17 protein-coding genes are annotated in these 17606 nt (G+C 69.8%); 12 read left to right on the top strand and 5 right to left on the bottom strand.

What is annotated here, in order from left to right; translation table 11 throughout:
* Window positions 1–10: 10 nt before the first annotated feature.
* From AMYNI_RS0121590 to AMYNI_RS0121565, 6 genes are all read left to right on the top strand, one after another.
* The gene (locus AMYNI_RS0121590) at window positions 11–862 is read left to right on the top strand and encodes a fumarylacetoacetate hydrolase family protein (RefSeq protein WP_020670138.1); all 852 of its coding nucleotides are present in this window, start codon (window positions 11–13) and stop codon (window positions 860–862) included.
* A 29-nt stretch (window positions 863–891) separates the two neighbouring features.
* Complete coding sequence (locus AMYNI_RS0121585; protein ID WP_020670137.1) at window positions 892–1815, top strand: VOC family protein; 924 nt, start codon at window positions 892–894, stop codon at window positions 1813–1815.
* 80 nt (window positions 1816–1895) lie between these two features.
* A complete protein-coding gene (locus AMYNI_RS0121580; RefSeq protein ID WP_020670136.1) occupies window positions 1896–2411 on the top strand; it encodes an SRPBCC family protein in 516 nt (171 codons plus the stop codon).
* Window positions 2412–2485: 74 nt separating this feature from the next.
* Window positions 2486–2896, top strand: coding sequence for a carboxymuconolactone decarboxylase family protein (locus AMYNI_RS0121575; RefSeq protein WP_020670135.1), 411 nt, complete (start codon window positions 2486–2488; stop codon window positions 2894–2896).
* Window positions 2897–2926: 30 nt separating this feature from the next.
* Entirely contained in the window at window positions 2927–3844 is a 918-nt protein-coding gene (locus AMYNI_RS0121570) for an NAD(P)-dependent oxidoreductase (protein WP_020670134.1), read from the top strand.
* A 23-nt stretch (window positions 3845–3867) separates the two neighbouring features.
* Window positions 3868–4563: a GntR family transcriptional regulator gene (locus tag AMYNI_RS0121565; protein ID WP_211225499.1), complete on the top strand. Its 696-nt coding sequence runs from the start codon at window positions 3868–3870 to the stop codon at window positions 4561–4563.
* 48 nt (window positions 4564–4611) lie between these two features.
* Here the strand turns inward: AMYNI_RS0121565 and AMYNI_RS0121560 are convergent, their stop codons facing one another.
* From AMYNI_RS0121560 to AMYNI_RS0121550, 3 genes are all read right to left on the bottom strand, one after another.
* The gene (locus tag AMYNI_RS0121560) at window positions 4612–5403 is read right to left on the bottom strand and encodes an alpha/beta fold hydrolase (RefSeq protein ID WP_020670132.1); all 792 of its coding nucleotides are present in this window, start codon (window positions 5401–5403) and stop codon (window positions 4612–4614) included.
* Window positions 5404–5436: 33 nt separating this feature from the next.
* The gene (locus tag AMYNI_RS0121555; protein ID WP_020670131.1) at window positions 5437–6525 is read right to left on the bottom strand and encodes an NADH:flavin oxidoreductase/NADH oxidase; all 1089 of its coding nucleotides are present in this window, start codon (window positions 6523–6525) and stop codon (window positions 5437–5439) included.
* A gap of 182 nt (window positions 6526–6707) precedes the next feature.
* Window positions 6708–7502: an IclR family transcriptional regulator gene (locus tag AMYNI_RS0121550; RefSeq protein ID WP_020670130.1), complete on the bottom strand. Its 795-nt coding sequence runs from the start codon at window positions 7500–7502 to the stop codon at window positions 6708–6710.
* A 102-nt stretch (window positions 7503–7604) separates the two neighbouring features.
* On the opposite strand from AMYNI_RS0121550, the gene AMYNI_RS0121545 reads away from it, so the two are divergent.
* Both AMYNI_RS0121545 and AMYNI_RS0121540 read left to right on the top strand, forming a co-directional pair.
* Window positions 7605–8498 carry a polysaccharide deacetylase family protein gene (locus AMYNI_RS0121545; protein ID WP_020670129.1) on the top strand — a complete coding sequence of 298 codons (894 nt, stop codon included), beginning with the start codon at window positions 7605–7607 and terminating at the stop codon, window positions 8496–8498.
* Complete coding sequence (locus AMYNI_RS0121540) at window positions 8495–9655, top strand: M20 family metallopeptidase (RefSeq protein ID WP_020670128.1); 1161 nt, start codon at window positions 8495–8497, stop codon at window positions 9653–9655. The genes AMYNI_RS0121545 and AMYNI_RS0121540 overlap by 4 nt, the downstream gene beginning before the upstream one ends.
* Window positions 9656–9672: 17 nt before the next feature.
* Here the strand turns inward: AMYNI_RS0121540 and AMYNI_RS0121535 are convergent, their stop codons facing one another.
* Complete coding sequence (locus tag AMYNI_RS0121535; protein WP_020670127.1) at window positions 9673–12903, bottom strand: ATP-binding protein; 3231 nt, start codon at window positions 12901–12903, stop codon at window positions 9673–9675.
* Between the two features lie 107 nt (window positions 12904–13010).
* Here AMYNI_RS0121535 and AMYNI_RS0121530 point away from each other — a divergent pair, with 107 nt between their 5' ends.
* The 3 genes from AMYNI_RS0121530 to AMYNI_RS0121520 are packed head-to-tail and all read left to right on the top strand — an operon-like array spanning window position 13011 to window position 15640.
* The gene (locus AMYNI_RS0121530) at window positions 13011–14207 is read left to right on the top strand and encodes an SGNH/GDSL hydrolase family protein (protein WP_020670126.1); all 1197 of its coding nucleotides are present in this window, start codon (window positions 13011–13013) and stop codon (window positions 14205–14207) included.
* 3 nt (window positions 14208–14210) lie between these two features.
* On the top strand, window positions 14211–14993 hold the full coding sequence (locus tag AMYNI_RS0121525; protein WP_020670125.1) for a DUF998 domain-containing protein: 783 nt from the start codon (window positions 14211–14213) through the stop codon (window positions 14991–14993).
* A 17-nt stretch (window positions 14994–15010) separates the two neighbouring features.
* The gene (locus AMYNI_RS0121520) at window positions 15011–15640 is read left to right on the top strand and encodes a class I SAM-dependent DNA methyltransferase (RefSeq protein WP_026360741.1); all 630 of its coding nucleotides are present in this window, start codon (window positions 15011–15013) and stop codon (window positions 15638–15640) included.
* A gap of 31 nt (window positions 15641–15671) precedes the next feature.
* Here the strand turns inward: AMYNI_RS0121520 and AMYNI_RS0121515 are convergent, their stop codons facing one another.
* Window positions 15672–16325 (bottom strand): hypothetical protein, encoded by a 654-nt coding sequence (locus tag AMYNI_RS0121515; RefSeq protein WP_157357436.1) that lies wholly within the window; start codon window positions 16323–16325, stop codon window positions 15672–15674.
* Window positions 16326–16382: 57 nt separating this feature from the next.
* Here AMYNI_RS0121515 and AMYNI_RS0121510 point away from each other — a divergent pair, with 57 nt between their 5' ends.
* The gene (locus AMYNI_RS0121510) at window positions 16383–17576 is read left to right on the top strand and encodes a serine hydrolase domain-containing protein (RefSeq protein WP_020670122.1); all 1194 of its coding nucleotides are present in this window, start codon (window positions 16383–16385) and stop codon (window positions 17574–17576) included.
* Window positions 17577–17606 lie beyond the last annotated feature (30 nt).

Raw genomic sequence — 17606 nt, 5'->3', positions numbered from 1 at the left:
AGTCCACGCCATGCGTTTCGCCACGATCTCAGACCGGTTGTCGCTGATCACCGCGTCCGACACGGTGATCGACCTCGCGCGCGCCAGCCGCGGACGGTTCGGCCCCGGCATCCAGGACGCCTACCAGCGCTGGGACGAACTGCTCGAGTTCTGCGCGACCGTTGCCGAGGAGGGCACGCCGCTGTCGGACGTTCCGGCGACGGCGTTCGGCAACCCGGCCCCGAACCCCCGGCAGGTCTTCGCCATCGGCCTCAACTACGCCGACCACGCCGCGGAATCGTCGTTCGCGGTGCCCGAGGAGCCGCCGGTGTTCACCAAGTTCGTGACCTCGCTGACCGGTCCGCACGCGACGATCGCCCTGCCACCGGGCAAAGTGGACTGGGAGGTCGAGCTGGTCGTGGTACTCGGCCGCACGGCGCATCGCATCGCCGCCCTGGACGCGTGGCGCTACATCGCGGGCGTCTCGGTGGGCCAGGACATCTCGGAGCGCGACCGGCAGCGGGTGGGCCCGGCGCCCCAGTTCAGCATGGCCAAGTCCTACCCGGGCTTCGGGCCGATCGGGCCGGTGCTGGTCACCCCGGACGAGTTCGACGACCCCGACGATCTGGAACTGGGCTGCCTGATCAACGGCGAGCAGCTGCAGAAGGGCAGAACTTCCGACATGGTCTTCCCGGTGCCCGAACTGATCGCGCGGCTGTCGGCGATCACTCCGCTGCTGCCGGGTGATGTCATCTTCACCGGCACCCCCGCCGGGGTCGGACTCGGACGCACACCGGAACGGTTCCTCCGCCCTGGTGACGAACTGGTGAGTTACGTGCGTGGCGTCGGCGAGATGCGCCACCTGATGGTCGCCGGGTACTGAACCCGTCCGCGAATTTCCAGGAGGCATCGATGACTTTGCACCGACTGTCCTCGGTCACGATCGGCATACCCGATCCGGCCGCGACACGCGACTACTACACCGAATTCGGGCTCGCACCGCGGCCGGACGGCTGGCTGTCCACACGCGACGGTGGCGACCAGCTGCGGCTGGTACGAGCACCTTCCCGCCGACTGACCGAAATCGTCGTCGGCGCGGACGATCCCGACGATCTCGACGGGGTGGCCGCCCGGCTGCGCAAGCTCGACCTGCCGGTGGTGCGTACCGCCGACTCGGTCGCCGCCGAGGAACCGATCGCCGGCTTCCGCGCGGTGGTGCGGATCGCCGACCGCCTGACCCAACCCGCCGCACCGGTGACGCCGTACAACGGGCCGGGTCGCATCGAACGTCGAGGCACGCGCGCTCCCGGCGTACTGCGCGAAGACCCGGTACGGCCGCGCAAGCTCGGCCACGCGGTACTGGGCTCGGTGGACTACGCGGCCACCCGCCGCTTCTTCACCGAGGGCCTCGGTTTCAAGCTTTCCGACGAGATCAAGGGCCATGGCGCGTTCCTGCGGTGTTCCACCGACCACCACAACGTGCTGGTGCTTGGCGCCCCGGTCAATTTCCTGCACCACACCTCGTGGCAGGTGGACGACGTCGACGATGTCGGCCGCGGCGCCACCGCCATGCTCGAAGGCAACCCGGAACGGCACGTCTGGGGCCTCGGGCGCCACCACGCTGGGTCGAACTTCTTCTGGTACCTCAAGGACCCAGCGGGCAATTTCTCGGAGTACTACTCCGACATGGACTCGATCATCGACGACCAGCTCTGGAGCCCGGAGGTCTTCGACGGCGCCAAGGGCCTGTTCAGCTGGGGCCCGCCACCGCCGCCGTCGTTCCTGCATCCCGAGGACCTCGCCGCGCTGATGACCGGCGCGCACCACGCCGGATAGCGGGAGACAACGGAAGCCGATCAAGCGGATTGAAGGCAGCGAGACCAGGGGTCCCGCGCCTGACCGGAAAAGGAGAGATCATGTCAGCGGACTTGTACGTGCCCCAGATCCCGGACAACCTGAACATCCGGTTCGTCGAGAACCGCATCGTCATCGAGCGCCCGGCGCAGGTCGTGTACGACTGGGTGACCACCTGGGCGAACCTGCCGAAGTGGCTGCCGATGGCGTCGGGCACCGAGGTGCAACGCGGCACGGAGGCCGTCCCCGCCGAACTCGGCGACGTGCTGCTCGAGAACATCGTGCCGGAGCTGAACGAAAAGCCGAAGCTCTACACCGTGGTGGCGCGGGTCCCCGGCAAGCTGTGGACGGTGGTCGGCCGGGACGTGCTCGACGACGGCACGCCGGCACCGGCGATGCACGCGATCGCCACCTTCACCACCTTCGACCTCGGCGACGGAACGACCCTGTTCTGCCGGCTGTTCGAGCGGCTGGTCCCGGACACCGAGCCGGCCGGCCCGCACCCGGTCGAAGACCCGGCACGCATCCAGCCCGGCCTGGAACTGATCAAGGCGCACCTCGAGGGCACGGCCGCTTAGCCTGCCTCGAGTTCCGGTAGTATCGACTAGCTGTATTACGATATTATAGTTATAGTCGACGACCGGAGTACTGGATGACCGCGACCGCTGATCAGGATCCGCAGGGCTACATCGACGACATGGCGCGCGAACGGGGCTACGTCCTCGACTACCACAAGGTGATGGCCAAGCAGGACTTCGACGTGCTGCGGGCCGCCAACGGTCTCGTCGGCGCCGCATATCTCGACCAGCGGACGCTGGACCGCAGGACGAAGGAGCTCATCTTCATCGTCAGCCTCACCGTGATGCGCGCCGCGAAGGGGCATATCCAGAGCCACATCAAGGTCGCCCTCGACCTGGGCGTGACCCCGCGGGAGATCCTGGAAGCGATCGAGATTTCCCTGCCAGAGGCCGGAATCGTGGCCTTCCAGGCCGGCTTCGAAGCCTGGCGCGAGGTCGTCGGCGCGGACGGTCTCGAACCGACCGTCGCCGCCTTCCATGGCTGAATCACCGGCCATCCACGAAGGGAAGCAGCCATGACGGACACCGTCACCTTCATCGGACTGGGCACGATGGGGCAGCCCATGGTCCGCAATCTCGCGCGATCCGTGCCGGTCGCGGCCCACGACGCCGACCCTGCCGCGATCGACACGGCCGCCCGGAACGAGCGGGTGACGGCCGTGCCGAGCCTGCTCGACGGTGCCGGCGCCGACATAGTGATCCTCATGCTGCCCAACAGCACTGTCGTCGAACGGGTGCTCGGCGATCCGGACGATCCGGGGAGCTTCGCCGGGCGGCTGTGGCCGGGCACGCTGGTCGTCGACATGGGATCTTCAGCACCCCGCGCGACCCAAGAGCTGGCCGAGCGGCTCGGGGAGCGCGGCATCGCGATGATGGATGCGCCGGTCTCCGGCGGTCCGCGCAAGGCCGCGACGGCCGAGCTGACGATCATGGCCGGTGGGGCGGCCGAGGACTACGAGCGGGCCCTTCCGCTGCTGCGCGCGATGGGCACGTCGGTGACGCACGTCGGCCCCGCCGGGTCCGCGCACGCGTTGAAGGCGCTCAACAACCTGCTGTCGGCCATCGGCCTGGTCGGGGCGCTCGAGGTGCTCACCACCGGCACCAAGTTCGGTCTGGACCCGCGGACCATGCTCGAGGTCATCAACTCCTCCACCGGCCGCAACCAATCGACCGAGGTCAAGATCGGGCCGGAGGTGCTGGACGGGCGGTTCCAGGTCGGGTTCTCACTTCCGTTGACCGTCAAGGACATCACCACCGCACTGGATCTCTCGACGTCACTTGGCTTGGCGCCCGAGGTGTCGCGAGCCTGCGTCCGGTTCTGCCAGGCCGCACTGGCCGATCTGGGCGAGGAGAACCCGGACCAGTCCGAAATCGCCAGGTACCTGGCGAAGGTGACCGGCGTCGACCTGAGTACTACCGTGATACCGTCATAGACCAGCAACAAGGAGGCGGCCGCGTGGCAGGGCAACGAGTGCAGCGGGTCGCCGCGCCGCTGCGGGCCCAGGTACTCGAAGTGCTCCGGCAGGACATCCTGGCCGCGGAGTTCCAGGCCGGGGAGCGGCTGGTCGAGGCACGACTGTGCGAGCGGTACGAGGTTTCCCGGACGGTCGTCCGCGAAGTCCTGCGACAGCTGGAGTCCGAAGGCCTGGTGACCACGGTGCCCAACCGCGGCCCGGTCGTCACCGAGCTGACCTCCGCCGACGCCGAGGCGCTGTTCGAGGTGCGCGGTGCGCTGGAGGGTCTGGCCGGCGCCTTGTTCGCCGAGCGGTCCACCGCCGAGCAGCGCGAGCGGATGGGCAAGATGATCCGGCGGTACGCCCGCACCCACCGCAAGGCCGGCCTGGCCGAGCGGCTGGAGATGAAGGACGAGTTCTACGACGCCCTCATCGCCGGGGCGGCGAACCCGATCATCGATTCGACGCTGCGCGGCATCCACGCCCGCGTGCAGATGCTGCGCGGTTTATCCCTGCAGGCCGACGGCCGCGGGCCGGAAACCGTCCGGGAGCTGACCGCCATCCACGACGCGGCCGTGCGCGGTGACCCCGCCGCCACTCGCGAGGCGTGTGAGGACCACGTCCGCAACGCCGCGGCCACCGCGCTCCGCGAACTCGCCGTGCGGCAACCCGGACAGCCGGAACCGCACCTCGGCTGAGCCGGGTCCGGCCGGCCGCCAAGTGCCGGCCGGCGGGACCCGAGTGTCCTAATCGGACATCTCGCCGGCCAGCAGCCCGGCCGTCGCTTCGGGAGATTCGACGTGGAAGTGGTGGCTGCCGAGGTCGACCAGTTCGATGCGCAGGCGGTCGCCGTAGCGGTCGATCGCTTCCTCGGTGATGATCGCGCGCACCGCGAACAGCACGATCGGCTGGGTTACCTCGCGCAGCGCGGCGTCCATGTCCCAGTGCACCAGGGCTTCCAGGGCGTGCAGGCCCGCGGGCTGGCGCACCGCGCTCATCTTCTTGGTGTAGGCGTCCACCAGCGCCGGGTCGGTGCCGGGTGGTGAGCCCGCCTCGACCATGCCTCGCATCGCGCCGGCGAGGTTCTCGCGGAACGGGCGCAGCAGCGCTTCGGCCTGATGTACGTCCTGCGCGGGGAACAGGGACAGGTAGTGCAGTGCGTCGAGCGCGACCACGCGGGTGACCGTGCCGGGCAGCAGCCGGGCGGTTTCGATCGCGACCGCCCCGCCGAGGGAATGCCCGACGACGACGCACGAGCCGACCGATTCTGCTGCCAGCACGGCCGCCACGTCGCGGGCGAACTCCGCCATCGTCCAGACGTCGCGAGTGGACCGGGAGTCCCCGTGCTCGGCGAGGTCGATCGCCAGCACGCGGTGGTGCCGCGGGAGGAAGCCGGTGATCGCGTCGAAGTCGCCGCGGTCGCAGCCCCAGCCGTGGATGAGCGCCATGGTCGGCCCGTCGGCCGGACCGCTTACCGTGTACCGGATCGTCGTACCGTCGGGACGCCGGACCTCGCGGCTCTCCGTGTTCGTGCGCATAGCGGGTTTTCCTTTCGAAAAGTGGATTCGGCTTCAGAGCGCGCGGTGGTACCGGGTGGGCCAGGCTGCCTTGTCGGTGGGCCGGTTGCGCAGCGCGAGGTACGGGTCGCGCAGCAGGGGGCGGCCCATCAGCACGGCGTCCGCCTCGCCGTCGCCCACGATCCGGCCTGCCATCGCCAGTCCGCCGATCTGCCCGACCGGGGCGACCGCGAGTCCCGACGCCTCCTTGAGCGTGCTCGCGAACCCGACGTTCACCCCCTCCCGCGCCGGCGGGCGGGCTTCGGCGTCGCGCACCAGGACGCCGGACGTGACGTCGAGGAGGTCGATGCCTTCGGCCGCCAGTTCCTTGGCGAACTCCGCGGCGTCCTCGATGGTGATGCCGCCCTCGATCCAGTCGGTGGCGGTGATGCGGACGAAGACGGGCTTGTCGGCAGGGAAGGCTTCCCGGACGGCGCGGGCCACCCGCAGCGGGAAGCGCATCCGGTTCCGCGGACTCCCGCCGTACTCGTCGGTCCGGTGGTTGGCCAGCGGGGACAGGAACTGGTGCAGCAGGTACCCGTGCGAGGCGTGGATCTCGACGGCCCGGTACCCGGCCAGGTGGGACATCCGGGTCGCCTTGGCGAAGGCCGCGACGACCTCGTCGAGGTCGGCTTGGCCCGCTTCCCGGGGCACGGGCAGGTCGCCGAACGGGATCGCCGACGGCGCGATCACGTCCCAGCCGCCGTCGGCCACCCCGACCGAGCCGTTCTGTCCCGCGCCTTCCCATGGCACCTGGTGTGATCCCTTCCTGCCCGCGGCCAGCAGCTGGATCGCGGGAACCGCACCGTGCCGGGTGATGAACGAGGTCAGGCGCCGGTGCGCGATGGCCTGCTCCTCGGTCCAGATCCCGAGGTCCGCCGAGGTGGTCCGGTGCAGCGGTCCGACCGCGGTGGACTCGACCATGAGCAGGCCAACTCCGCCGACCGCGCGGGGGCCGTAGTGCGCCAGGTGCCAGTCGGTCGGCATCCCGTCGGGTTCCGCGGCGTACTGCGCCATCGGGGACATCCACACCCGGTTGGGCACCGTGACCTCCCGCAGCCGCAAGGGGTTCATCTCCGGACCGGGGAGCTCTGCGCTGGGCACAGCTGAACTCACTTCCTCACAAGTTTCCGATGACCGTAATACGGACTGCCGACAGATGAGAATACCGTATTACGGTAATTCAATCGATGGGACCGGCTCGGGTGATCCGGCCGCAGAGGGTCCCGCTTCGTGGCGGAGCGACTTCGGTGGCACGCGAGTCCTCCTTTGCGTTCAGCGCGGCATCAGTCGGCCGCGAGCAGGCGGCTGATCTCGGCCGCCGCTGCCATCACCAGCGGCGCGAAGGTCTTCTCCTGGGCGCGGTTGTAACGCATTTCCGGAACGGCGAGGGTGACCGCCGCGACCGGGCGCCCGGCCGGGTTCGTGACCGCCGCGCCGATGGAGGCCACGTGCGGGCGGTACCACGAGGAGGAGCCGTTGAGCGCGTATCCGCGCTTCGCGGTCTGGGCGATCTCCCGCCGGAGTTTCGCGGAGTCCGGCACGGGGGCGTCGGCGAACTCCTTGAGCTCGTGCCGCAGCAGTTCGTCGACCTCGGCGTCCTCGAGCAGTGCCATGATCGCCGTACCCCCCGAGGTCGCGCGCAACGGCACTCGCGCACCGATTTCGAGGAAGACGCGGACCACCTGGGCGGTGTCTTCCCTGGCGAGGATGACCAGGCACTCGCCGTCGCGCACACCGAGGAGGACGGTCTCGTCCGTCTCGGCCGCGAGGCGCTTGACGACCGGCCCCGCTACTTCTTGCAGGTCCCGCTCCCCGGCGCTGCGCAGACCGAGGACCAGCGCCTTCCTCGTCACGCCCCACCGCGCGCGCTCGGGGTCCACCACCTTGAGCCAGCCGGCCTGCTGGAGCGTCACCAGGCACCGCTGCACGGTGCCCTTCGGGATCTCCGTCACGCGGGCCAGTTCCGAGACCCCGATCGGTTGCCGCATGGCGACTTCCTCGAAGACTCGCAGGGTGTTCAGGACGCTGTTCATCGACCGGACACTGCCGGCCGGCTTGTCCGCTTCTTCCGCGTGCATGAGACTGACTGTACCACTGGGCGCACCGGCGTTTCTCATTGTGATACGACCTTATTGGGCTACAGTGTGAGACTGCGTATCGCAATACGAAACGGAGCGGTCATGAGTGAACCGTGGCAGTGGGACGAAAAGACCTGGCGCGGGCACGTCGGACGGGTGCGCGCCGGCCAGCCGTTGCGGCCGGAGTCCTGGCCTGGTGGCGCCAAGGTGGCGGTGACCTTGTCGTTCGATTCCGACCACGAGACGATCCCGTTGCGGGACGGCGAGGTGCTACCGGGAAAGCTGTCGCAGGGCGAGTACGGCGCGCGGGTCGGCGTGCCCCGGATCCTGAGGCTGCTTGATCGGTTCGCGGCGCCGTCGACCTTCTTCATGCCCGCCGTGTCCGCGCTGCTGCACGACGGCGAAGCAAAGTCCTATGTGGACGCCGGGCACGAGATCGCGCTGCACGGCTGGATCCACGAACGCAACACCCAGCTTCCACCCGAAGCCGAACGCGACCTCGCCTTCCGGGCCGCGGACACGCTGGAACGCCTCACCGGCACGCGGCCGGTCGGCATCCGCACCCCGTCGTGGGACTTCTCCGAGCACTCGCTGCGGATCATCCGCGAGCTGGGCCTGACCTACGACTCCTCGCTGATGGCCGACGACGACTGCTACGAGATCGTCGCCGACGGCGAGCCCACCGGCATCGTCGAGCTGCCGGTGGAGTGGATCCGCGACGACATGCCGTACTTCATGATGGAGAGGTTCGCGGCACAGCGGCCGTACACGCCGCCACGCGGAGTGCTGTCGATCTGGCGCGACGAGTTCGACCTCGCCTACGCCGAAGGCGGCATCTTTCAGCTCACCCTCCACCCGCACGTCATCGGGCACCGCTCCCGCGTCACGATCCTCACCGAACTGCTCGAGCACATCGCCTCCCGCGAAGGCGTCTGGTTCGCCACGCACGCCCAGATCGTCGACCACGTATCCATCGGAACGGATCTGGCGCGATGACCGGCATCGACCAGCGCATCGAGCGCACGTTCGAGCAGAACCTGGACCCGGTGCTGGAGCTTTCGCACCGGATCAACGCCAACCCCGAGCTGGCCTTCGAAGAACACGAAACCTCGGCGGCGATGATCGAGATGCTGGAAAGCGGGCGGTTCACGGTGGAGAAAGGGGTGGCCGGTCTGCCGACGGCGTTCGTCGCCACGGCCGGGTCCGGTGACTTCGCGTTCGGTCTGTGCGCGGAAATGGATGCACTCCCCGGCATCGGGCACGGCTGCGGCCACAACGTCATCGCCGCGTCCGCGATCGGCGCGGCGATGGCGTTGGCCCCCTACGCCGACGAACTCGGGCTGACGGTGCGGGTTTTCGGCACTCCGGCCGAGGAACAAGGAACCGGCAAGGAAATCATGGTCAACCGCGGTGTCTTCGACGGTACCCACGCGGCCATGATGGTGCACCCGACGCTCAAGGACGTCGTCATCCCGCAACTGCGCGCTTCGCGGTCCTGGCAGGTGACCTACACGGGGATCGGCGGGCACGCTTCGCGCCCTTGGAGCGCGCTGAACGCGGCGGACGCGGCGGTCGTCGCCCAGACCGCCATCGGCCTGCTCCGCCAGCAGCTGCGCGACGGCATCAGGGTGCACCACGTCGTCAAGGAAGCCGGGGCGGCCGTCAACGTCATCCCCGACCACGCGGTCGTCGACTGCATGATCCGCAGTGACACCATCGGCGAAGTCGACGAAGTGTGGGAGCGGGTGCGGCGCTGCTTCGACGCGGGTGCTGTGGCCACCGGCACCAGCGTCGAGTACACCGCATTGCCGTCCATCTACCGCGAATTCCGGCACGACCCCGACCTGGCCCTGCTGTTCGAAAAGCACGCGAAGGCCATCGGCCGGACCTTCCCCGACTACCCGGACAAGATGTTCGGCTCTACCGACATGGGCAACGTCTCGCTGCGCATCCCCGCGATCCACCCGATGCTGTCCTTCGACCTCCCGCCCGAGGCCGGCAACCACACCGCCGCCTTCGGTGTCGCGGCCGGTGGCCCCGACGGTGACCGGTTCGTGCACGACGCCGGCCTGGCGATGGCCCGCACGATCGCCGAAGTCGCCCAGTCCCAGCAGATCCGGGCCCGGCTGATCGCCAAGGCAGCCGAGCGCTGACCGAAGGCCAGACGTCGTCAGCCGTTCCCTCTGGGGTTCCGGGGTAGCCGGGCCGGGTCGGCCGCGGTCACGGCCGCTTTCGCGTCCAGTTCCCAGCCTTTCGCGTAAGCCGCGGCGAACTCGTCCTCGCCCAGCGCAGCCTGACCCCGGTGGGTGAGCTCGCGGATTCGCGGATCGGTGCGGTCGTGCGTGCCGCGCAGCCGGGCGGCGGCCCCGAGCAGCACGGCCGACCCGTCGTGCTGCCCGCGCGTCTCGGCGAGCGCGGCCGTGTGCACCGTTACCAGTGCCAGGGTCGGCAGTTCCCGGGTTGCCAGCGCGGCCGCGTACGCCTCCCGCAGCGCCTTGTTCGCGCCGGGCAGGTCGTCCAGCGCCAGGCAGAGCGCGGCCCGTGCGCTGCCGACCAGCGTCCGGGCTTGGTCCGCGGGGAAGGCGGTGTCGCCGCGCAGACCGCGTTCGGCGTTGTCGAGCAGGTCGCCCGCCCTGTCCAGGTCGCCGAGCCGCACCCGGAGGTCTGCCTCCCGCGCGTCGATCAGGACCAGCATCTCCGCTGACGACGCATGCAGCGCCCGCTCCCGGGCGGAGTCGATCATCGCGATCGCCCGGTCGGTGTCGCCGCGTCGCAGGTGCACGTCGATCCAGCGCAGGTCGCGGTAGAGCTGGTCGCCGAGGCTGAGCGAGCCGAACTCGCCGGCCAGCGTCCGGGCCTCGCGCAGGTCGGCCAGCGCGCCGTCGAGGTCGTCGTAGCGCCGGAGTTGGGCACGCATCGGGAGCGCGGCGGCCTGGCCCCACCGGTCGCCGACCTGACGGAAGCGGGCCAGTGCCGCCTCCACGTGGACACGCGTGCGGTCGAGCGCGCCAGCGCTCTCGGCGATCTCGGCCAGGAAGTAGTGGGCCAGTCCGGACAGCCACCCGTCGTCGCCGTCGGCAAGGTGCTGGAAGATCGCGAGCGCGGCCTGCTCGTCCTGCAGGAAGAGCAGGATCGGGCCGAAAACGCGGTAGTGGCTCGGCAGCTCCGGATGCGCGAGCAGCCGGTCGGCCAGCTCGCGCATCTCCGCCCGGTCGTTCGCGGCTTCCCCGGTGGTGATTCCGGACAGGATGTCCGCCCGGTTGAGCAGGTGGACGGCTCGGGCGCAGTCGCGTTCAGGGTTCGGCTCGCCGCCGGGCACCGCCAGTGCCTCGCCCAGCCAATAAGCGCCGTCGGAGTGGCGGCCGAACATCTGCCAGTACCAGGTCAGGGTCAGCACGAGGGTGATCGCGCCGGCGGAATCGTGGACGTCGCACAGGTGGCGCAGAGCGGCGAGCGTGTTGTCGTACTCGGCGCTGATGACGTTCATGGCCTTCAGCTGGTCGGCCCCGCGCAGCTGGGGGTCGTGGCCGGCGATCAGCTCGGTGAAGTGGGCGGCGGCCAGATCGCGGGCCGCGCCGGGATCGCCGGTGTCGGTCAGGCGGTCGACGCCGTACTCGCGGATGGTTTCGAGCATGCGGTAGCGGCCGGTGTCGGGCGCGAGCTGCAGCAGCGACCGGTCGACGAGGGCGGCGAGCAGTTCGGGGATCTCGGCGGTGGGCACGGCGGTGCCGGCGCAGACGGCGGTGGCCGAGGCTGGTGTGACGCCGCCAGGCAGGACGGAAATCCGTTCCGCGACGGTGCGTTCGTGCTCGCGGAGCTGATCCCAGCTCCAGGCGATGACCGCACGCAGGGTGCGGTGCCGGGGCGGTGCGGTGCGGTTGCCGGTGGTGAGCAGCCGGAACCGGTCGGAGAGCCCGTCGGCCAAGTCGGGCAGCGACAGCGTGCGCAACCGGGCGGCGGCCAGCTCGAGGGCCAGCGGCATGCCGTCCAGGCCACGCACCACGCGCACTACGTCGGACAACGTGGTCTTGTCGACGTCGAAACCGGGTCGCGCGGCGGCGGCCCGCTCGGTGAACAGGCGCATCGAGGCCGCCCTTCGAGCCTGTTCGACGCCGTCGTCCGGACCGGGCAACGCGAGCGGGCCGAGCGGCAGGAGCGCCTCGCCGTCGACCGCGAGAGGCTCGCGGCTGGTGGCGAGCACGCGCAGCTTGGGGCAGCGGGACAGCAGGGCCGCGACCAGGTGTGCCACGGCATCGATCAGGTGCTCGCAGTTGTCGACCAGCAGCAGGCTCTCCCGGCCGCCGAGTTCTCCGACGAGGATGTCCAGCTCGTCCCCCTCGGCTCGCTTGCGGGCGTCGAGCATCGCGCCGCCGCGTAGCCCGATAGCGGCGAGCGCGGCCGTGGTGATCTTCGCTGATTCGGTGACGGACGCGAGGTCGATGAGCCAGCAGCCGTGTTCGTGGCGGCGGGCGGCCTCCAGCGCGAGCCGGGTCTTCCCGGCGCCGCCGGGGCCGAGGACGGTGACCAGGCGTCCGGTAGTGAGCAGGGTGCCGAGGTGGGTGAGGTCGTCATCTCGGCCGATGAAGCTGGTCACCGGCGCGGGCAGGTTGGTCGGCCGGAGCTCGTCGGGATCGGTGACCGCCGGGATGGAATGGTCGGGGCGCAGCAGGCGCAGGTGGCGTTCCCGCAGTGCGGTGCCAGGGTCGGCGCCGAGGAGGTCGGCCAGGGTCTGGCGGGTCCGCTCGTAGACGGCCAGCGCCTCGGCTTGACGCCCCTGGGCGGCTAGCCCGTCGATCAGCAGCGCGGCCGCCCGCTCGTGGCCGGGGTGCTCGGTCAGCAACCTGGTCAGCCGGGCGGTGGCCGCCTCGGCTTGCCCAAGCGACAACTCGGCGTCGGCGAGGTCGGCGACCGCCTCGATCGACACCTGTGCCAACCGGGTCGCGACCGTGGGCGTGACCGCGGCGATGGCCGCGGGTTCGGCGCCAGGATGGTCGCCCCACAACGCCATGGCCTCCGCGAGTGCAACCCCGGTGGCTTCCGGGTCACCGGCCCGCAGCCGCTCCCGACCGGTAGCGGTGAGCTGTTCGAAGCGCAGCGCGTCCACGTCGGCCGCGTCCACTGCCAGCCGGTAGCCGCCCGTGACCTGCGCGATTTCGGTGGGGACGAGGGCACGGCGCAGCCGGGAGACGAGGCTCTGCAGCGCGTGGGCGGGGCCGGAAGGCGGCTGCTCGGCCCAGATCGCGTCGATCAGCACGCCCGGCTCGACCGCGCGACCACCGGCGAGCGCCAGCCGGACGAGCAGGCCCTGCAACCGCACGCCCGGCACGGGCAGCACGGCGTCACCGCGAGACACCTGAAACGTGCCGAGCAGCGTGACGCGAAGCCGTGCACCTCCGTCCATTCCCCGATCTTCGCGCAGACCCGTGTGAGCGCGGTGTGTGCCCCGTGTGCGCGACCGGCCTCAGTCTTCGGATGTCGCACCACCATCACGAACAACGGAGGCAACAGATGACCGGGACGAACAACGCCGACAGCTGGGTCCGGAGCTGGGGCGCCTCGCCCCAGACGGCGCACGACGGGCTCGGCTCGCTCGATGACCACCCGCCGCTGGCCGACGTGACCCTGCGCCAGGTGGTGCGCATCAGCGGCGGCGGGCGCCGGGTGCGCATCCGCTTCACCAACGAGTTCGGGACCGCGCCCTGCACCATCGGCGCGGCGCGGGTTGGCCTCGCGGCGCCCGGTGGCGCGGTGGTGCCGGGCAGCGAGCGCGTGCTGACCTTCTCCGGCGCGTCGGCCGTCACCGTCCCGGCGGGCGCGCCGATCCTCAGCGATCCGGTCGACCTGCCCCTGCCCGCCCTCGCCAAGCTGTCCATCAGCCTCTACCTGCCGGGGCGCGTGGAATCCTGCACCTGCCACGACCCCGCCATGGAGACCGGCTGGACGATCACTGGCGACGCCGTTGCCGTCCCCGCCCTGCCGGAGAACGCCGAGGTTCTGCCGGTGCGGGCCCTGATCTCCGCCGTCGAGCTGCTCCCAGACGCTCCGGCCAATGCCATCGTCGTGCTCGGCGACTCCCGCGCCGACGGCGCCGGCTCCACCCCGGACACCAACCACAGCTGGCCGGAGCTGCTGGCCGAGCGTCTCGCCGCACAGGGCGTTGCCGCCGGCTACGTCTCCAACCAGGGCATCAGCGGCAACCGGATGCTCAACGACGGCATCGGTACCGCCGCACTGGCCCGCTTCGACCGCGACGTGCTGGCCACCCCCGGCCTCGGCTACGTGGTGCTCTCCGTGGGCGCCAACGACATCGGCATCTCCTTCGCCCCGCGCGACGACGGCTCCCTTGCCGACTTCCTGAAGATGTTCCCCGGCGACCCCGTGACGGCGGACGACGTCATCGCCGGCTACCGCCAACTGGTCGCCAGGGCGCACGAACGCGGCGTGCGGGTCTACGCCACCACGATGGCGCCCTACGAGGGCGCGGAGATCTACACACCGGAGGGCGAGAGCGCGCGCCAGGCGGTCAACGAATGGATCCGCACCAGTGGCGCCTTCGACGCCGTGCTGGACTTCGACGCCGTCTGGCGCGACCCGGACCAGCCCAGCCGGATCAAGGACGACTTCCACGCCGGCGACCACTTGCACGGCAACGATTCGGGCTACCAGGCCCTGGCCGGCTCCATCGACCTGTCGCTGTTCGGCTGAGCCGTGAACGACATCAAGCCCGAATCGACAGTCAGCCAGCCGCTTCAACGACCCTCGGACCCGCAGCGCCGCAGGGCGGGGGCGGCGCTCATAGCCAGCGGAGGCAGCTACTTCACCGCCGAGTTCATCGCCGCGGCAGCGTGGACGGATCCGCCCTACAGCTACACCCACCACTTCATCAGCAACCTCGGGGTACACGGCCCTGCAACCGCGTTCGGGCAATTCATGTACTCACCGCTCGCGTGGGTGATGAACACCGGCTTCTTCCTGTTCGGCCTCGCCGCACTGGCCGGCGTCATCATGCTGAGATGGGGGCATGCGAGGCTTTTTGCGCATGCCCCCATCGATCGGGTGCGGGTGTCCCGCAAGATTCTGAGGGGACTGCCCGGCAGACGTCGCTGGCCAGCGGTCGCCATGGCGGCGCTGCTGGCGGTCGGCGGCGTCGTACTGGCATTCTTCCCAGGGTCTGGTGAAGCGACGGACAACGGTGCGACCGATTTCCACGGGCTGGGCGCTTTCCTGGGGTTCATCGGCGGCAACGTGCTCGCCATTCTGGTCGGCAGAATGCATCAGCTACTCGGATTCACCCGCAGGCTGGGCAAAGTACTGGTGGCGGCCGGAATACTCGGCTTGATTTCGATCGTGGCCTATCTGGCCGTCCTCGCATCGGGCGCTGGTGTCCTCATCGGCCTGGTCGAACGCGGCATCGTGTATCCGTTCCTCATCGGCTTCATCGTTGTGGGAGCAGCACTACGGAAACGCCGAATTCCAACGCGACAGACGTGAAGGGCTACGGTTCTCCGATGACCTGGTTGACCGAGACCCGGAACTCGTACGACACCGACGCGGCCAGCTACGCCGACGAGACCCGTGACCTGCTCGACCGGCTGCTCCACGTTCGCGCGGGGGTCGTGCTGTTCGCCGATCTGGTCCGCGCGATCGGCGGCGGGCCCGTGGCCGACGTGGGCTGCGGGCCGGGGCACACCACCGCCCTGCTGCGGGAGCTGGGCGCGGACGCGTTCGGCATCGACCTGTCACCCGCGATGATCGAGATCGCCCGTCGCGAGCACCCCGGTGCGCGGTTCGAGGTCGGTTCGATGACCGCCCTGGAGCTCGCCGACGACTCCCTCGCCGGCGTGCTCGCGTGGTGGTCGCTGATCCACATCCCGGACGAGGCGGTGCCGGGCGTGCTCGAACAGTTCCACCGGGTGCTGCGGCCGGGCGGGGTGCTGGCCGTGGGATTCCACGTCGGTGACGATGAGCACGGCGACCAGCCCGTGCGGACGTATGGGTACCGCCGCCAACCGTCCCGCGTGGCCGACTGGCTCCGCGAGGCGGGCTTCGCCGTGGAGGCGCAGCACCTGCTGAATCCGGACGAACCGAAGCCGGGCGCGATCCTGTTCGCCCGACGGCCCGCAGCACCGCCCCGGTAGCAGCTGTGCGTGTTTCGGGACGAACGGGCGGTTACGGATCGCGGGTGATCGGGTGCATGCGATATCCGGTGGGCAGCGGTCCGTTGCACACTTCGCCGGGCAGCGTGATGCCGACGAGCCGGGACAGCACCGACATGGTGGCGACGATATGGCGCAGCGGCGGGCGGTCGACATACCCGCCCAGCAAGCCGGCGGAGCGCAGGTGCTGTTCGAACCGCGGCAACGCGGGCCCGCTCGCGGAATCGTAGGGCGCACCGATAGTGAGTCCCAGTGCCATTCCGTCCCCGGTCAGGTAGGACAGGCTCGACCAAGCGAAGGTGTTGTAGTCGACGTTCACGACTTCGGTCCGGCCGGCCAGAGCCGACGCGACACCTTCCAGGTTTCCTTTGCACTGGCCGAACTCGATCGCCACCGTCCACTCCCCGACGGTGGCCACCCGAATCCAGAACGGCGGATCCTCGAACCCGGCGTCGCGCAGGCCACCATCCTTGAGCGCCTGCTCCGCGGTGAGAACGCGGATGGTGGCGGGTTCGATCTCAAAAGCCTGGAACATCTCGTCGATGCCGATGTTCCTGGCGAACGTGAGACTGCCGAAAAACTCGTCGAACGGGGTCGGCTGACGCAGCAACCATTCCCAGTCAGGGTCGTGAGAATACTGCTCCGCGCGGGCGGCGCCATCAGTCATGACACCAGTCTGCCGAAGGGTTGACCCCGCCCCTGGGTCAGGCTGGAGCCTGGCCGCATGACGAACAACATCACTTCCACGGCTCGGCTCGCTACGCGGATCTTCCGCCGGGCGACGGTCACGGCGCTGGCGGTCACGCTGCTGGCCGGGACGGCCGCACCCGGAGTAGCCACCGCCCAGCAGGACCGCCCGGCGCTGCAGGAGGCCATCCAGGAATTCGTCGACATCGGTTTCGCCGGCATGCAGTTGCGCGTGCACGATCAGCGGGGCGAGTGGGTGGGCAGCGCCGGGGTGCGCAAGCTGGGCGAGGCCGCGAAACCGCCGACGAACGGGCGGTTCCGGATCGGCAGCAACACCAAGACCTTCGTCGCGACCGTGGTGCTGCAACTGGTGGCCGAGGGCAAGGTCGGGCTGGACAACCCGGTGAATGACTACCTGCCGCAGTTCGGTTTGGACCGGCGGATCACGGTGCGGATGCTGCTGCAGCAGACCAGCGGGTTGTTCGACCACACCGGCACGGTGCTGCCCGACGGGACGGTCGTGCCGGGGCTCCCCTCGACGGGCAAGGAATGGGTGGACAACCGGTTCCACACCTACCAGCCCGACGAGCTGGTCCGGTTCGCGTTGGCCAAGCCGCCGCTGTTCGCCCCGGGGACGGACTGGAACTACTCCAACACCAACTACACGCTGGCCGCACTGCTGATCGAGAAGATCACCGGCCGCTCCTACGCCGCCGAGATGCAGCGGCGGCTCCTGCGGCCACTTGGCCTGCGGGGCACTGTGGTGCCGGGTGCGTGGCCGGGAATCCCCGGACCGCACGCCCACGGCTACTACCGCTACCAGGACGGCGGCCAACCGACGACGGTCGACGTCACCCGCCAGAATCCCTCCCTGCTGTTCGGCGCCGGCGACCTGATCTCGACCACCCAGGATCTCCACACGTTCTTCTCCGCGCTGATGGGCGGGAGGCTGCTGCCGGGTCCGCTGCTGGCCGAGATGCGCAGGCCGAACCCGAAGGTCGGCTACGGCCTCGGACTGTTCGTGGAGGACGCGGGCTGCGGCGTCCCCGTCCTGCGGCACAACGGCAGCACCATCGGCTACGGGGCGTTGATGTACAGCACGCCCGACGGCAGCAAGACCCTGACCGCCTCGATAACCGGCGGGCACGGCGAAACCGACCTGGAAAAGGAGTACCCGAAGGCGTTGAACAAGCTCCTCAGGGAGGTGTTCTGCGGTGGGCAGGCGGGTTGACCTTGACCTCGGGTCAGGCCGCACACTCGT

Source organism: Amycolatopsis nigrescens CSC17Ta-90 (assembly GCF_000384315.1).
GTDB classification, from domain to species: domain Bacteria; phylum Actinomycetota; class Actinomycetes; order Mycobacteriales; family Pseudonocardiaceae; genus Amycolatopsis; species Amycolatopsis nigrescens.
The sequence above is the reverse complement of the archived record's forward strand: the minus strand, read 5'-3'. Positions and strand labels throughout refer to the sequence as shown.

Excerpts from the sequence above, each read along its gene's own strand:
- AMYNI_RS0121585 (WP_020670137.1), top strand. The coding sequence starts at position 892 with ATGACTTTGCACCGACTGTCCTCGGTCACGATCGGCATACCCGATCCG.
- AMYNI_RS0121545 (WP_020670129.1), top strand. The coding sequence starts at position 7,605 with ATGAGTGAACCGTGGCAGTGGGACGAAAAGACCTGGCGCGGGCACGTC.
- AMYNI_RS0121580 (WP_020670136.1), top strand. The coding sequence starts at position 1,896 with ATGTCAGCGGACTTGTACGTGCCCCAGATCCCGGACAACCTGAACATC.
- AMYNI_RS0121520 (WP_026360741.1), top strand. The coding sequence starts at position 15,011 with ATGACCTGGTTGACCGAGACCCGGAACTCGTACGACACCGACGCGGCC.
- AMYNI_RS0121510 (WP_020670122.1), top strand. The coding sequence starts at position 16,383 with ATGACGAACAACATCACTTCCACGGCTCGGCTCGCTACGCGGATCTTC.
- AMYNI_RS0121590 (WP_020670138.1), top strand. The coding sequence starts at position 11 with ATGCGTTTCGCCACGATCTCAGACCGGTTGTCGCTGATCACCGCGTCC.
- AMYNI_RS0121535 (WP_020670127.1), bottom strand. The coding sequence starts at position 12,903 with ATGGACGGAGGTGCACGGCTTCGCGTCACGCTGCTCGGCACGTTTCAG.
- AMYNI_RS0121550 (WP_020670130.1), bottom strand. The coding sequence starts at position 7,502 with ATGCACGCGGAAGAAGCGGACAAGCCGGCCGGCAGTGTCCGGTCGATG.
- AMYNI_RS0121570 (WP_020670134.1), top strand. The coding sequence starts at position 2,927 with ATGACGGACACCGTCACCTTCATCGGACTGGGCACGATGGGGCAGCCC.
- AMYNI_RS0121515 (WP_157357436.1), bottom strand. The coding sequence starts at position 16,325 with ATGACTGATGGCGCCGCCCGCGCGGAGCAGTATTCTCACGACCCTGAC.
- AMYNI_RS0121540 (WP_020670128.1), top strand. The coding sequence starts at position 8,495 with ATGACCGGCATCGACCAGCGCATCGAGCGCACGTTCGAGCAGAACCTG.
- AMYNI_RS0121530 (WP_020670126.1), top strand. The coding sequence starts at position 13,011 with ATGACCGGGACGAACAACGCCGACAGCTGGGTCCGGAGCTGGGGCGCC.
- AMYNI_RS0121560 (WP_020670132.1), bottom strand. The coding sequence starts at position 5,403 with ATGCGCACGAACACGGAGAGCCGCGAGGTCCGGCGTCCCGACGGTACG.
- AMYNI_RS0121575 (WP_020670135.1), top strand. The coding sequence starts at position 2,486 with ATGACCGCGACCGCTGATCAGGATCCGCAGGGCTACATCGACGACATG.